The organism is Streptomyces sp. NPDC101393 (assembly GCF_044767385.1).
In the GTDB taxonomy this organism is placed as follows: domain Bacteria; phylum Actinomycetota; class Actinomycetes; order Streptomycetales; family Streptomycetaceae; genus Streptomyces.
This window is the reverse complement of the sequence record NZ_JBIWNU010000003.1, coordinates 208,146-222,197: the sequence shown is the minus strand read 5'-3', so window position 1 is coordinate 222,197 and position 14,052 is coordinate 208,146. Positions and strand designations below refer to the sequence as shown.

General features: G+C 71.8%; 12 protein-coding genes and 1 pseudogene. 6 read left to right on the top strand and 7 right to left on the bottom strand.

Features of this window, described 5'->3' with window-relative positions; genetic code table 11:
* Window positions 1-90 precede the first annotated feature (90 nt).
* Window positions 91-1,635 carry a purine-cytosine permease family protein gene (locus ACIRQ7_RS10880; RefSeq protein WP_404261630.1) on the bottom strand — a complete coding sequence of 515 codons (1,545 nt, stop codon included), beginning with the start codon at window positions 1,633-1,635 and terminating at the stop codon, window positions 91-93.
* A gap of 138 nt (window positions 1,636-1,773) precedes the next feature.
* Window positions 1,774-2,049 carry a hypothetical protein gene (locus tag ACIRQ7_RS10875; protein WP_404261629.1) on the bottom strand — a complete coding sequence of 92 codons (276 nt, stop codon included), beginning with the start codon at window positions 2,047-2,049 and terminating at the stop codon, window positions 1,774-1,776.
* Window positions 2,050-2,156: 107 nt separating this feature from the next.
* On the opposite strand from ACIRQ7_RS10875, the pseudogene ACIRQ7_RS10870 reads away from it, so the two are divergent.
* The 3 genes and pseudogenes from ACIRQ7_RS10870 to ACIRQ7_RS10860 all read left to right on the top strand — a co-directional run bounded on the left by ACIRQ7_RS10870 (window position 2,157) and on the right by ACIRQ7_RS10860 (window position 3,961).
* A pseudogene (locus ACIRQ7_RS10870) lies at window positions 2,157-2,960 on the top strand (ABC transporter ATP-binding protein).
* 111 nt (window positions 2,961-3,071) lie between these two features.
* Complete coding sequence (locus ACIRQ7_RS10865; RefSeq protein WP_404261627.1) at window positions 3,072-3,782, top strand: DUF2470 domain-containing protein; 711 nt, start codon at window positions 3,072-3,074, stop codon at window positions 3,780-3,782.
* Entirely contained in the window at window positions 3,779-3,961 is a 183-nt protein-coding gene (locus tag ACIRQ7_RS10860) for a hypothetical protein (protein ID WP_404261625.1), read from the top strand. Before ACIRQ7_RS10865 ends, ACIRQ7_RS10860 begins: the two co-directional genes overlap by 4 nt.
* Before the next feature lie 267 nt (window positions 3,962-4,228).
* On the opposite strand, the gene ACIRQ7_RS10855 is transcribed toward ACIRQ7_RS10860, so the two are convergent.
* Together ACIRQ7_RS10855 and ACIRQ7_RS10850 are read right to left on the bottom strand one after the other, a co-directional pair.
* Window positions 4,229-4,531 carry a hypothetical protein gene (locus ACIRQ7_RS10855; RefSeq protein ID WP_404261623.1) on the bottom strand — a complete coding sequence of 101 codons (303 nt, stop codon included), beginning with the start codon at window positions 4,529-4,531 and terminating at the stop codon, window positions 4,229-4,231.
* A gap of 80 nt (window positions 4,532-4,611) precedes the next feature.
* The gene (locus ACIRQ7_RS10850) at window positions 4,612-5,016 is read right to left on the bottom strand and encodes a DUF5997 family protein (RefSeq protein WP_404261621.1); all 405 of its coding nucleotides are present in this window, start codon (window positions 5,014-5,016) and stop codon (window positions 4,612-4,614) included.
* A 58-nt stretch (window positions 5,017-5,074) separates the two neighbouring features.
* Between ACIRQ7_RS10850 and ACIRQ7_RS10845 the strand changes: the two genes are divergently transcribed.
* On the top strand, window positions 5,075-5,878 hold the full coding sequence (locus tag ACIRQ7_RS10845; protein ID WP_404261619.1) for a LysR substrate-binding domain-containing protein: 804 nt from the start codon (window positions 5,075-5,077) through the stop codon (window positions 5,876-5,878).
* Between the two features lie 205 nt (window positions 5,879-6,083).
* On the opposite strand, the gene ACIRQ7_RS10840 is transcribed toward ACIRQ7_RS10845, so the two are convergent.
* The gene (locus ACIRQ7_RS10840; protein WP_404262292.1) at window positions 6,084-8,267 is read right to left on the bottom strand and encodes an FUSC family protein; all 2,184 of its coding nucleotides are present in this window, start codon (window positions 8,265-8,267) and stop codon (window positions 6,084-6,086) included.
* A gap of 403 nt (window positions 8,268-8,670) precedes the next feature.
* On the opposite strand from ACIRQ7_RS10840, the gene ACIRQ7_RS10835 reads away from it, so the two are divergent.
* The gene (locus tag ACIRQ7_RS10835) at window positions 8,671-9,753 is read left to right on the top strand and encodes a sugar ABC transporter substrate-binding protein (protein ID WP_404261618.1); all 1,083 of its coding nucleotides are present in this window, start codon (window positions 8,671-8,673) and stop codon (window positions 9,751-9,753) included.
* 119 nt (window positions 9,754-9,872) lie between these two features.
* Here ACIRQ7_RS10835 and ACIRQ7_RS10830 read toward each other — a convergent pair whose 3' ends face one another.
* Window positions 9,873-12,506: a carboxyl transferase domain-containing protein gene (locus tag ACIRQ7_RS10830; RefSeq protein WP_404261616.1), complete on the bottom strand. Its 2,634-nt coding sequence runs from the start codon at window positions 12,504-12,506 to the stop codon at window positions 9,873-9,875.
* 11 nt (window positions 12,507-12,517) lie between these two features.
* Here ACIRQ7_RS10830 and ACIRQ7_RS10825 point away from each other — a divergent pair, with 11 nt between their 5' ends.
* Window positions 12,518-13,363, top strand: a complete 846-nt coding sequence (locus ACIRQ7_RS10825) for an AMP-binding protein (RefSeq protein WP_404261615.1) — start codon at window positions 12,518-12,520, stop codon at window positions 13,361-13,363.
* Here ACIRQ7_RS10825 and ACIRQ7_RS10820 read toward each other — a convergent pair.
* Complete coding sequence (locus ACIRQ7_RS10820; protein WP_404261614.1) at window positions 13,311-14,039, bottom strand: HAD family hydrolase; 729 nt, start codon at window positions 14,037-14,039, stop codon at window positions 13,311-13,313. The two genes, ACIRQ7_RS10825 and ACIRQ7_RS10820, sit on opposite strands and share 53 nt — an antisense overlap.
* Window positions 14,040-14,052 lie beyond the last annotated feature (13 nt).

The window sequence follows — 14,052 nt, the reverse complement described above, 5'->3', positions numbered from 1 at the left end:
GGTGACGTGACGTCAGCCGATTGATGCGGCGAACTGTGTCGAGGGGCCCGGCTGGCGGCGAGGGCTCGGCCGTCTGCGGGGCCGCGCCGCTCAGGAGGGCTCAGGGGCGGTGGCGGGAGTCTCCTCGGAGCCGGCGGGGCTGTCGACGATGGGTGGGGTCGGTGCGGCGGAGGCCCTGACGAGGCGGGGGCCGTCCGGGCCGTACACCGCGCGCGGTTCGGGAAAGACGGTCAGCAGGCCGAGGTAGCTCACCGCCGCGAGGGCGAGGCCGACCGGCAGGGAGATATCGGCGCCGTTCGCGAGGCCGCCGAGCGGGCCGACGAACTGGCCGGGCAGATTCACGAAGAGCAGGGCCACGACGGCAGACATCAGCCAGGCGGACATCCCGCGCCAGTTCCAGCCGTGGGTGAACCAGTAACGGCCCCCGCGCAGGCGGCGGTTGAAGACCTGCAGCGCCTCCGCGTCGTACCAGCCACGCCGGGTGACATAGCCGAGCATCATCACGATCATCCAGGGCGCGGTGCAGGTGACGATCAACGTGGCGAAGGTGGAAATGGACTGAGTGAGGTTCAGGGCGAAACGGCCGAGGAAGAGGAACACGATCGACAGGGCCCCGATGAGGAAGGTCGCCCGGACCCGGCTGAAGCGCGGAAAGACGCTGGAGAAGTCCAGGCCTGTCCCGTAGAGCGCGGTGGTGCCGGTGGACAGGCCGCCGATCAGGGCGATCAGGCACAGCGGCAGGAAGTACCAGCCGGGCGATATGGCCAGCAGCCCGCCGACGTAGTTGGGGGCGGCCGGGTCGACGTACCGCGCGGCCTTCGTGGCGATGACCGAGGCGGTGGCCAGGCCGAAGACGAATGGCAGCAGGGTGGCGAGCTGGGCGAGGAACGCGGCGCCCAGCACCCGGCGGCGGGAGGTGGCGGCCGGGATGTAGCGGGACCAGTCACCCAGGAAGGCGCCGAAGGAGACCGGGTTGGAGAGCACGATCAGCGCGGCGCCGATGAACGACGGCCAGAACAGCGGGTCGGCGGTCGAGGCGAAGGTCCCGGCGTAACCGGGGTCGAAGTCGCCCCCGAAGGCGATGCCGCCCAGCACGAACAGCGCCGATGCCGCCGTCACGGCAACCTTGTTGACCAGCAGCATGAAACGGAATCCGTAGACGCAGACGATGAGGACGAGGACCGCGAATACGGCGTAGGCGGCGCCGTACGACATCTCCGACTCGGGGACGCCGACGAGCCGGTGGGCGCCGCCGACGAGCGCGTCACCCGAGGACCACACCGAGAGCGAGAAGAACGCGATGGCGGTGAGCAGGGAGAGGAACGAGCCGACGATCCGGCCGTGCACCCCCAGATGCGCCGAGGACGAGACCGCGTTGTTCGTGCCGTTCGCCGGGCCGAACAGTGCCATGGGGGCCAGCAGCAGCGCGCCGGCGACCAGGCCGAGGACGGTCGCTGCGAGACCTTGCAGGAAGGACAGTCCCAACAGGACGGGGAAGGCGCCGAGTACGCAGGTCGCGAAGGTGTTGGCGCCACCGAAGGCCAGCCGGAAGAGATCGACGGGCCGGGCCGACCGCTCCTCGTCCGGTATGCGTTCGACGCCATGGGTCTCGATCTCGGTGATCGGCGGAGTCACGGGCTGCACCTTCCTGTCCAGCGACGGCACCGCCCCGTATCCGGGGACGGTGCCACAGTCTGCGGCCCGCCGCTGACCAGCGGCAACCACCGGATGCCGGGAGCTGCCGGACGCCCTGCCGCCCGCCGGGGACGGCCCTCAGGCGTCGCCTTCCGCGCGCCCCTCCTCGTCGTCCGGGGCGGAGGGGATGAGCGGTCCGTCCGGCCCGTCCGGCCCGTCCGGCTCCGCGTCCAGCAGCCGGACGATCTCCTCCGCCAGTGCGGACGCGCCGGTCACCGGCAGCATGTGATCCGCCTCGGGGACCACGACGTGCCGGCCGTGCGAGGACTGCGGGGCCCGGTGCAGGTGCGCGGCGGTGGCCTGCGCGCGTACCCGGCGCGGCATGCCGACGGAGGGGCGGCCGGCCGAGACCACGGTGAGCGGGAGCCCCCCAGGTCCGGCGGATTGGCCAGAAGCGCGCGCAAGTCGCCCTGGGTTTCCTCCACTTCCCGGGCCCGGGTGCGCACCATGCGCGGGGAGGCATGACCGGCATGACAGCGACTCCCGGGCCCGACGTGCGCGCGCTGACGGCCCGATATCCCGGCCGTACCGTCGTCGAGGAAGCCGAATGCACCGTGCCCCAGGGGCGCATCGTGGCGATCGTCGGCCCCAACGGCTGCGGGAAGTCCCCCTGTTGCGGACCATCGCCCGCCTGCAGCGCCCGGAATCCGGGACGGTCCGTGCCGACGGCGCCGACATCTGGAGCCTCAGCCGGCGGCAGGCCGCCCGCCGGATCGCGCTGCCGCCCCGGTCCCCGCGCGCCACCGAGGCCGTCACGGTCGCCGGCCTCGTCCGCTACGGCCGCCATCCCCACCAGGGCCTTGCTGCGCCAGTGGTCACGCGAGGACGAGCGCGCCGCACGCGAGGCGCTGGAGGCGACCGGCACCGCACCGCTCGCGGACGAACGCCTCGACCGGCTCTCCGGGCGCCGGCGCCGGCGCTGCTGGCTCGCGATGGTCCTCGCCCAGCGCACCCCGGTCGTGCTGCTCGACGAACCCACCAGCGCCCTCGACCTCGGCCATGTCGTCGACGTCCTCGAACTGGTCCGCGAGGTCGCCGCCACCGGCCGCACCGTCGTCATGGTGCAGCACGACCTGGCAGCCGCCGCGCGCTACGCCGACACCGTCATCGCGAGGAAGGCCGGGCGCATCATCGCCCGGGGCGCACGCCGCGACACGGTCGACGAGGTCCTCGTCAAGGAGCTCTACGCAGTGGACGCCTACATCCTGCGGGCCCCCGGGAACTCCTCGCCGGTCGTCGTCCCCCGGGCCCGCCACGCGAGATGACGGACCATCAGAGGTGCGCGGACCTTCCGTCTCGCCGCGTCCGGTGTGCGGAGCTGGCCTCACCTGCCTCATGAAGGTAAGGTAAGCCTTACCTAACCTGGAGGTGTGGAAGTGAAGGGCAGTCACCGTACGGAACCCACCACCGCCGAGCGAGCGCGCTCGATACTCGCCGCGGCCGGGTCGCTCACGGTCATCACCAAGGAGCAACGCCACACACTGATCGGTCTGCATGCGGTCGGCCCCGCTGGGCAGTTGACGCTCACCGACCTCCCCGACCGTCACCTGCACACCGAAATCGCCGACGCACCCCGGGGCGACCTCGCCGCCGTCCTGGAGTTCACCGATGTCGTGCCCACGGTCGTCCGCGACCGGATCCGCGCCCGCCTGACGCTCGGGGGATACCTGACCGCGACCGCCACGCAGGGCAGGCTCCGCTTCACCCTCACCCGCGCGGCGCTCACCGAAGCCGGTGAGGTCACCGACGTCGGCCTCGACGAACTCGCCCTGGCCGAACCGGATCCGCTCGCCACCTTCGAGGCCGAACTGCTCACCCACCTCGACGCCGCCCGCGCGGACACCGCGACGCGCCTGGCACCCCTGCTGCCGCCCCGGCTGCTGCTCGGTGTCACCCGGATCCGCCCGGTGCGCCTGGACCGCTACGGCCTCGTCCTTCGGCTGGAACACCTCCGCAGCCGGCAGGACACCAGGCTGCCCTTCACCTCACCTGTGCAGCACTGCGGGCAGGCGGTGGACCAGATCCGCGCGCTGCTCGCCCGCGCCGCCACCGCATGCCCGCGCCGTCGGCTGCCCACCTGCTCATGACACGCTTCCCCGACCGGTATCCGCCGGGCCCGACAGGCCGTACGCCGTCCGGTTCCGTGGCGGCGATCATCGCCGCCACGCCGGCTGCCGTCGCCCTCTACACGGCGCCACCGCCACCCTCCTCCACGGAGAACGACCAGGCCCGAGGACTCCCCGTACCGGAGCCGCGGCAGCGGTGAGGGAACCTGGCCGCCGACATGCGGAGCGGCAGGCGACGGGCCCCCCGCCGCCCGCTGTCGTGATCCTTGCCCTGCCGGCCGGGAAGGCGTTCGGCTCGGCAGTTCGGCGCCCGCCCCTGCCCGCGGGCCCAGCACCGGAGCACATGGCAGGACGGGCGTGCGCCGTCAGCGGCGCACGCCGTACGTCCCGGGAGTGGCCGAAAGCGCGGCGGAGGGCGTCGGTGGAGGCGCTGCCGGATGCGCCGACCCGCGAGCTCGCGGACGCGGTCAGCGGGTGCGCCGGGCGCTGCGGACCGGCGGACCGATGTCGATCATGTGCACACAGTCGCCGTCGCCGTCGCCGTCGCCGTCGCCGTCCCCGGGACCGGCATCGGCTTCGTCGAGACCCGGCGCCGCCGCGTTGGCCCGGAGACCGGGTGGTGATCCGCCCGCCGGTCCGCGAACCGTTGTCCTGGTGGATCCGCGACGCTGGGACCAGCTGGTCGAGGCGCCGCCGGCCTCCGCTGCGGACCCTCCGGGGCCCGGCCACGCCAGGCGGAACGTCGGCTGCTCACCTCTTCGGCTGCTCACCCAAGCCCCTCGGCGAGGCCTTCACCCGGAACGCCGCCGTGGCCCCCGAAGGGTCCCGGACGGGTCCCGGGGGCGCTGAGTCAGGCCTGCGGTCCGCGGGGCTCGTCGGCGCGCTCCGCGTTCTTCTCCTTGATGCGGGCCGTTTCCTTCCGGACCTCGGCCTGGGTGGCGCGCTCCTTCTGCAGCCACTCGGGCTGCTCCTGCTTCAGCGCGTCGATCTGCTCGGTGGTGAGGGCCTCGGTGACCCCGCCACGTGCGAGACCGGAGATGGAGACGCCCAGCTTCGCCGCGACCACGGGCCGGGGGTGCGGGCCGGTGCGCCGCAGTTCCACCAGCCACTCGGGCGGATCGGTCTGCAGTGCGTTCAATTCGGTGCGCGAGACGACACCCTCCTGGAACTCGGCGGGGGTGGCCTCGAGGTACACACCCAGTTTCTTCGCCGCGGTGGCGGGCTTCATGGTCTGGGTGGTCTGGTGCGACGTCATGGTGACAAGGGTATCGATCGTGTGCGCTACCTCCGACCACGACCGGTAACCTGGCGGGGTGACAGGCTCGGAAGATTCCCCTTCGTTCCGGCTGGCGTATGTCCCGGGAGTGACGCCCACCAAGTGGGTGCGGATCTGGAACGAGCGACTGCCCGAAACCCCACTGACCCTCATCGCGGTGTCCGCCGGCGAGGCCTTCGCCGTGCTGCGGGGCGGCGGCGCCGACGCGGGCTTCGTACGCCTGCCGGTGGACCGGACGGACCTCAGCGCGATCCCCCTCTACACCGAGACGACAGTGGTCGTGGTCCCCAAGGACCATGTCGTGGCCGCGGTCGACGAGGTGTCCGGCGAGGATCTGGCCGACGACATCGTGCTGCATCCCCTCGACGACACCCTCGACTGGGAGCACCGGCCCGGACAGCCCGCGAAGGAGCGCCCCGCCACGACGGCGGACGCGATCGAGCTGGTGGCGGCAGGTGTGGGCCTGCTCGTCGTCCCGCAGTCGCTCGCCCGCCTGCACCACCGCAAGGACCTCACCTACCGGCCGGTGTCGGACGCCCCTGAATCGCGCGTCGCGCTGTCATGGCCGGAGGAGCGGACCACCGACCAGGTGGAGGACTTCATCGGGATCGTCCGTGGGCGGACGGTCAACAGCTCACGGGGGCGCCAAGCGGCGCCGGAGCAGCCGAAGCGCAAGCGCACCGACAGCGGCGGCGCGGCGCGGAAGCCGGCGGCCGGGCGGGCTGCCGGCAAGAGCAAGAGCCCGCGCAGCGGTACGGGCGGCCCCAAGGGCGGCGCCAAGGGCGGCGCCAAGGGCGGCGCCAAGGGTGGCAAACGCGGCAAACCGCGCCGCCGGTCGTAGCCCGGGTCCGCGCGGCCCGGTGCCGGAGCGTCGACCGCGCCCCGCCGTGTGCATCGCTGGCGGCCACAGTGGGAGACCTGCCATCCGGCATCGCTCCACGGTGGCACGCCCCTGCTCCCCGCCCCCGCTCCCGGGCCAGGTGGGGCCCACGGTACGCAGCACCACCTGCGCCCTCGACGCGGACGGCAGGAAGGAACACCGTCGGTCACACCGGCGGTGACACGGCACGGCCATCGCTGACCGGTACGTCCAAGGGGCGGGCGAGTCCCGCCACGCCCTCGTCCAGGCGTTGCAGATGGCGCAGGACGCGGAAGGCCACCGTGCCGGAGGGCAGCGCACCGGAACCGTCGTCCTTCAGCATCGAGGCGATGCTGGCGCCGGACTCGACCTGTGCGCCCTTCCCCTCGTCCTGGACGTGTGCCGCGATCACCTCGATGTTGTGGGCGATACGCCGGGCGGCCCGGTCCAGGCGAGGGTCCGCCGCGACGGTCCTGCTGTGCGGCACGAGTTCGGCCGTGGCGGCCAGGGAACGCGCGTGGTACGCGCAGGTCTCCAGCAGCGCCACCAGATAGCGGGCGGTCTGCCGGCGTCCGCGCAGCGGGGTGATCGGATGCGTCAACGGCTGTGTGGAGGCCCGCAGCTCGTCCAGCGCGGTGTCCAGGTCCCGGGCCCTGCCCAGCAGATCGGACGCGGGCCCGCCGCTGAGCTGCTCCACCGCCGCCGACACGACGTCGCGCAGCCGGTCCAGGACCGTGGCCAGCAGTTCGTCGGTGCGGCGGTCGGTGTGCACCGGCAGCACCAGCACCGCCGCGATGATGCCGCAGACGGCGCCGAGCGCGGTCTCCTCGATCCGCAGCACCAGCACGGACAGGCTGTAGGTGTTCAGCAGCGTGTAGAGCAGTCCCAGCATCGCCGTGACGAAGAAGGACATCAGGGCGTACGACAGCGGAGCGGTGAAGAACATCGCGAAGATGAAGAGCAGGACGAGGGAGAACGCGAGCCAGGTGTGGTTGCCGACCACCCCGGCCAGCGCGACACCGGCGACCACCCCGACGATCGTGCCCAGCAGCCGGCGGTAGCCCTTGACCAGGATCTCGCCGGTGGACGCGGTGTTGAGGAAGACCACCCAGCAGGTCAGCACCGCCCAGTACCAGCGCTGGGTGGAGAGGAACTCGCCGCCGATGATGGCCAGGACCGAGCCGACCGAGACCTGGAACGCGGCCCGGGTGGTGGGGCGTTTCAGCCCGGCGGGTTCGGCGTCCTCCTCGGGTTCGTCGGCTCCGGCGAGCGCGACGTCCTCGGCGTCGAACTCCTCGCGCGAACGCGTCGTCGCGGGTGAGTCGTTGGATTCGTCCTGCGGCCCGTCCAGCGCGAGCCGCAGTCCCATCACGGCGCGGGCCGCCTCACCGATCCCACGGAAGACATCCTGGACGGCGGTCGAGGCGCGCGGCAGTTTGTCCTCGTCGCGGTAGCCGAGCAGCCGGTTGCGTACGTGGGCGACCGCCGTGCCCCGGTCCTCGGAAGGCCGGGCCACCATCAGGTGCAGCGCCTTGAGGTCCCGGCGCAGGGTGACGGTCGTGGTGTCCTCGGCCGAGATCAGGGTCCCGGTGGCGGGGACGGGGGCGTGCGGCAGATGAAGGGTGAGGGTGTCGGCGCGCTCGGCGCTGCGGGCGTTCAGCAGCAGCATGCCCAGTCGCTCGGTGGCGATCTCGGCGTCCGCGACGCGTCGTTGCAGCAGTGCCGCGGTGGCCGCGTCGGGGGAGCCCTCCTCCAGGCGGCTCTGAATCATCAGCGCCGCTTCGTGCAGCCGGGCGGTGTGCCGCCGCAGCTCGTCAAGCACCTTGTCGAGCTGTTCGGGGCCGGCGTCCAGCAGCTCGATCTGGCTGTCCACGAGCTGGGCGACCCGCGCACGGAAGGCGTTGCGCAGCCGGTGCAGGATGCGGTGGGGCGTCTCCGGCACGACCGCGAACCGTACGACCGCACTGCACGCGAAGGCGATGGCCAGGGTCAGATACAGCGTGGGCAGCGCGGATACGGCGGCGCCCACGAACAGGGAGACGAAGTAGATCTGGAACCCGATCAGGCCCAGCGCGGTGCCGCGGTCGCCGAACCGGCGGCTGTAGACGGCGCCGAAGATCAGGGCGACGAAGAAGGCGTCACCCGCGATGATCCGGGAATGCAACAGCGCGCCCAGGGACACCGCGGCGAGTGCGACGGGCAGGCCCAGTGCGAGGGTCACGGCCTGGCCGCGTACCTGCTTCTCCTTGATCGCGAAGGTGGAGACCACCGCCGCCATGGCGCCCGCGACCATGTAGGTGATGGCTGTGTGCAGCACGGTGAGCGCGACGAGGGTGAGCGCGATCGCCGCCACCGTCCGCAGTCCGGCCATCAGTCGCAGCAGTCCGGGGTCGGACGCCGCGAAGCGATCCCACGTGCCGGTCCTGACCCGCCGTGTCACTGCCCTCACGCTGCCGAACTCTCCTGATCGCTGCGATGATCCGCGGACGCCTCAGCATCCCATGGGCCGCACGTCCGGTACGACGGCCGGTCGCCCCTTGTCCCGGTACCCCGAATTCCCCCCCAATGCGCGGGATGTCCTGATACGGCTCCGAATCCGGCGTGGCCGTCCCGTCAATGCCGGTAGTGTCGTTCGACGTCTCAATGCATGACTCGCGCACAACTCACTTTCGTATCGTTATTGCTTCGTTTCTTGACGGCTGAGCGGCAGTGACGTTCAATTCAGCCGTTCCGGGCCGGATCGGTCAGCGGCGGCCCCTTGGGAGGTACCTGAAATGAAGGCAACACTGCGTTGCGTGGTCACGAGTGCGATGGCACTTTCGCTGGCCGTGCCCCTGGCGGCGTGCGGGGATGAGCACAAGGACGCAGGTGTCGGTGAGAAGAACATCGGGCTGCTCCTCCCGGAGAACAAGGCAGCCCGCTATGAGAAATTCGATCACCGCATCATTTCTCGAAGAGTCTCCTCGCTCTGCCTCGAGTGCACATTGGACTACCGGAACGCCGAGTCGGACGCCGCCACCCAGAAAAGCCAATTCGAGGCGCTGGTGAAAAAGGGCGTCAAGGTGATCATCCTTGACCCGGTCGATTCCCGGGCGGCCAAGAGCTGGGTGGACGCCGCGGCCAAGAAGGGCGTCAAGGTCGTCTCCTACGACCGCCTCGTCGAGGGCGATGTCGAGGCCTATGTCTCCTACGACAACGAGAAGATCGGCCGCCTCCAGGGCCAGGCCATCGTGGCCGCCCTCGGTTCCCGGGCGGCCACTTCCGATGTCGTCATGATGAACGGCTCACCGACCGACCCGAATGCCCCGTCCTTCAAGAAGGGCGCCCATGACGTCCTCGACGACAAGGTTCGTAAGATCGTCTTCGAGAAGGACGTCCCCGGATGGTCGGCGACGGACGCGAAGAAGACGATGACCGATGTCATCAACGCCCGTGGTGCCGACGGCTTCGACGCCGTCTACTCGGCCAATGACGGAATGGCGGGCGGTATCGCCGAAGCACTTGAGTCGGCCGGTGTGAAGAACGCGCCGCTCGGTGGTCAGGACGCCGAACTCCCGGCCCTTCAGCGCCTGGTGGCCGGAACTCAGGCGTACACCATCTACAAGGAGGTCCGGCCGGAGGCCGAGACCGCCGCCGAGATCGCCTTCCGCCTTCTGCGGGGCAAGAGCATCAAGTCGCTCACCCCGACCACCGCCGACAGCAAGAGCAAGTCCAAAATCCCCTCCAGGTTGTTCAACGCCAAAATCGTCACCAAGAACAATCTGGAGGACACCGTGATCCGCGACGGTGTCGTCCGCACCGACCTGCTCTGCACGAAGAAGCTCGCCGCTTCCTGCAAATCGCTCGACCTGAACTGACCCGGACGGCCCGGAGCGATCCCAAGGCTCCGGGCCCGTCGCGTGATCCCGCCGGGAACCGGCCCGAGCCATCTCGTCACGGGGCCACGGGCACCGGCCGGATCGCCGCCGGGCCCTGCTCACCAGGCGTCGAGGAACGGCCGCCGCTCGCCCGATGCCTCCGCGAACGGCCGCGCGGGGCGGCCCGCCAGCGCCGAGGTGATCCAGCTCCGCGTCCCCGCCGGGTCGATGACGGCGTCGATCTCCAGGGCGGCCGCCGCGTTCACCGCCTTGCCGTGTTCGTAGAGTTCGGCGACCCGCGCCTCGAACGCCCGCTGCCGCTCCGCCGGATCCGCCACCGCCGCCAGCTCCTTGCGATAGCCCAGCCGCACCGCGCCCTCCAGTCCCATCCCGCCGAGTTCGCCGCTCGGCCAGGCCGCGGTCGCCAGCGGCGCGCGGGTGGAACCGCCCATCATCGCCATCGCGCCGAGGCCGTACGCCTTGCGCAGGATCACCGACACCAGCGGCACGGTCAGATGGGCGCCGGTGACGAACAGCCGGGAGAAGTGCCGTACGGTCGCGGTCCGTTCGGCGTCCGGGCCCACCATGAACCCGGGGGTGTCGCAGAGTGAGAGCACCGGCAGCCCGAACGCCTCGCAGAGCTGGAGGAAGCGGGCGGCCTTGTCCGCCGCGTCCCGGTCGATGGCGCCGCCCAGATGCTCCGGATTGTTCGCGAGCAGCCCCATCGGCCGCCCCTCGATCCGGACCAGCGCCGTCACGATGCCCGCGCCGAATCCGGCCCGCAGCTCCAGGACGGAATCGGTGTCCGCCAACCCCTCGATCACCGTCCGCACTCGGTAGGCGCGTCGGCGGTTCTCCGGCACCGCCTGCCGCAACAGCCGCTGATCCGGTGCTTCTTCGTGCGCGCTCGCGCCGTGGAAATAGGAGAGATAGCGCCGGGCGACGCGCACCGCCGCTGCCTCGTCCGGGACCGCGATGTCCACCACACCGTTCGGAACCTGAACGGAGAGCGGGCCCACCTCCTCGGGCCGGTACGTCCCCAGCCCGCCGCCCTCGATCATCGCCGGCCCGCCCATCCCGATCGATGCCTCCGGGGTGGCGATGACCAGATCGCAGCAGCCGAGCAGCGCGGCGTTGCCGGCGAAGCACCGCCCGGACGCGATCCCGACCAACGGCACCCGCCCGCTCAGGCGGCCCATATGACGGAACGTCATGGTGTCGAGACCGGCCACCGAAACGGTGTCGGTGTCGCCCGGCCGCCCACCGCCGCCCTCCGCGAACAGCACCACCGGCAGCCGGCGCTCCTCCGCCAGCGTCAGCATCCGGTCGGTCTTGCGATGGTTTTGATGCCCCTGCGTCCCCGCCAGCACCGTGTAGTCGTACGACATCGCCACGCAGGGCGCGCCGTCGACCGTGCCGGTGCCGGTCACCATGCCGTCGGCCGGCGTCGCCGTGATCAGTTCCGCCATCGGGCGCCGCTGCCGCTGCGCCGCCACCGCCAGCGCCCCGAACTCGGTGAAGCTGCCCGGGTCGCAGAGGTCGTCGATGTTCTCCCGGGCCGTACGGCGTCCCCGCGCATGCCGCGCGGCCACCGCGTCCGGGCGCTGCGGGTCCAGCCCGATGTCCCGCCGCCGAAGCGCCTCCGCGAGGTCCGGGCGGATCGCGTCCGGATCCGCGGCCTGCGCCGCCTCCCGCTCCCGCGCGCCGTCCCCGTCCGGGTCCAGCAGCACCAGCATCTGCCCCTCGGTCACGGTCGTACCGACCGTGGCCGCCACCCCCAGCACGGCCCCGCCCTCCGGGGCGCACACCACATGCTCCATTTTCATGGCCTCCAGGACGAGCAGCTGCTGCCCGGCCCGGACCGCCGCCCCCGCGGCCACGTCGACGCTGACGACCGTGCCGCTCATCGGCGCCGGCACCCCGCCCTCGGCGGGCACCGCGGCGGCGCCGAGGTCGTCGCCCGCCAAGTCCGCGTCGGATGCGCCGAGTTCGGCACGGTGGTCCTCGACCCACGTGGTCGGGATACCGCCCGCGGTGAACGCCGGATGCGCCAGCGCCGCGCGCAGCAGCCCGATGCCCGTCCGCACCCCCTCGACGGCGAACTCGCCCAGCGCCCGGTGCGCCCGCGCACAGGCGGCGCCGACGTCCGGTCCGGGGGCGCGTGCCACGACCTTCGCGAGCAGCGGGTCGTAGCGGGCGCCGATCTCCAGACCGGCGTGCGCCGCCGTGTCCACCCGCACCCCGGGCCCGGTCGGCACCTCGAAGCGGGTCAGTGTGCCGGTGGCCGGCCGTATCGCACCGTCCGGGCCCTGGACCTCGGCGTTCACCCGGGCCTGCACCGCGAATCCGGACGGCCGGGGCGGCGGCCCGGCCAGGCCCAGGTCGGCCAGGCGCGCGCCCGCCGCCAGCCGCAGCTGGACATCCACCAGGTCCACGCCCGTCACCTCCTCGGTGACGGTGTGCTCCACCTGCAACCGGGGGTTTGCCTCCAGGAAGCGGTACTCCGTTCCGGTCAGCAGGAATTCGAAGGTGACCAGCCCGGTGCAGCCCGCCGCTCGGGCCATCCGCAGCGCGCAGTCCAGGAGCGCGTCGCGCACCGCGTCCGGGAGCAGGGGAGCCGGCGCGATCTCGATGAGCTTCTGGTGGCGGCGCTGCGCACTGCAGTCGCGGTCCCACAGGTGGGTCACCGCGCCCGTCGCGTCGCCCACGGTCTGCACCTCGATATGCCGTGCCCCGCGCACCAGTTGTTCCACACGTCAGCACCATGGCCGGCACCGTCGAGAACTACCTCGAACTCCTCGACCACCCCGACCTGCCCCGCCGCGATCTGTCCGCCCTCACGGCCCCGCTCACCGTCTCGTTCATCCGCAAGCTCACGCCCGGGATCCGCGCGCGCTGGCACACGGCGGTCGGCGCGCACAGCACACTGCGCGAAGCGTCGTACGGCATGACCGAGACCCACACCAGCGACACCAGCACCCTCGGCTTCCAGGACGACGACCACGACCTGACGACCACCCCGGTCTTCTGCGGACTGCCGGTGCCGGGCACGGACATCCTGATCGCCGACTTCGGCACCGGCGAACCGCTGCCGCTCGGCGACCGCGGCGAGATCATCGTCCGCGGCCCGTCGGTCATGACCCGCTACTGGAACGCGCAACAGGCCACCGAACGGGCCCTGAGGCATGCCCCGGGCGAGGAGGGCGGAGCGCCGGAGGACCGCTGGCTGCACACCGGGGACATCGGCAGCCTGGACGCCGACGGCGCGTTGCACTACCACGGCCGCGACAAGGACATGATCAAGGTCAGCGGGATGAGCGTCTTCCCCACCGAGGTCGAGACGCTGCTCGGCCACCACCCGGACGTCCTGGCCGCGGCCGTCGTCGCCGTCGACGACACCCGGCGCGGCCAGCTCCCCTATGCGTACGTACGCACCGCCCCCGGCAGCCAACTCACCGCCGACGGGCTGCGCGACTGGGCGAGCGGCAGCATGGCGAGCTACAAACTGCCGCTCGTCGAACTCGTCGACACGCTCCCCATGACCGCCACCGGCAAGATCAGGAAGACCGAACTGGCCGCCCGAGCCAGTCGTATGCGGCCGCCGCCGTGAACTCGCCCTGACCGCCCTTGAACAACAGCCCGGCAGCCGTGAACGCCGGGTCGTCGGCGGTCTCCGCCACATACGGGATCGCGATGCACCGCATCCCCGCCCGGTGTGCCGCCTGCGCACCGGGCGCCGCGTCCTCCAGCACCACACAGTCGGCGGGCGCCACGCCCAGCCGGCGCGCCGCCTCCAGGAACACATCCGGCTCCGGCTTGCCGTGCGCCACCTCCTCGGCGGAGACGGTCGTGGTCAGCAGCGCGTCGAGGCCCGTACCGGTCAGCACCGCCTCGATCGCGGCCCGCGACGAACCGGACGCCACCGCCATCGGATGCCCGGCCGCGTACAGCCGCTCCACCAGCACCCGCATCTCGGGGAAGACCTCGGTGTGGGTGCGGGCCAGTTCCAGATAGTGGCGGTTCTTCCCGGCCAGCAACTCCTCGATGGGGGCGGCGATACCGAACTCCTGGCTCAGGTGCTCCAGGGTCTCGCGGGTGCCGATACCGATGAAGCGGGTGTGCTGCTCCCAGCTGAAGTCCGGCACGCCGTATCCGGCCAGCAGCCGGCGCCCCGCCTCGTAGTAGTTCGGCTCGCTGTCCACCAGTGTGCCGTCGAGATCGAAGATCACCGGAGTGCGCGGGGCGGGCAGCGCGGAGGCGTCCAGGGGGGTGGCCGAGGTGCTCATGCCTCCAGCATGC

What these genes read in the sequence shown, in the direction of transcription:
- ACIRQ7_RS10860 (WP_404261625.1), top strand. Translation starts at nt 3,779, where the DNA reads ATGACACGCTTCCCCGACCGGTATCCGCCGGGCCCGACAGGCCGTACG.
- ACIRQ7_RS10850 (WP_404261621.1), bottom strand. Translation starts at nt 5,016, where the DNA reads ATGACGTCGCACCAGACCACCCAGACCATGAAGCCCGCCACCGCGGCG.
- ACIRQ7_RS10840 (WP_404262292.1), bottom strand. Translation starts at nt 8,267, where the DNA reads ATGGCCGGACTGCGGACGGTGGCGGCGATCGCGCTCACCCTCGTCGCG.
- ACIRQ7_RS10835 (WP_404261618.1), top strand. Translation starts at nt 8,671, where the DNA reads ATGAAGGCAACACTGCGTTGCGTGGTCACGAGTGCGATGGCACTTTCG.
- ACIRQ7_RS10825 (WP_404261615.1), top strand. Translation starts at nt 12,518, where the DNA reads ATGGCCGGCACCGTCGAGAACTACCTCGAACTCCTCGACCACCCCGAC.
- ACIRQ7_RS10820 (WP_404261614.1), bottom strand. Translation starts at nt 14,039, where the DNA reads ATGAGCACCTCGGCCACCCCCCTGGACGCCTCCGCGCTGCCCGCCCCG.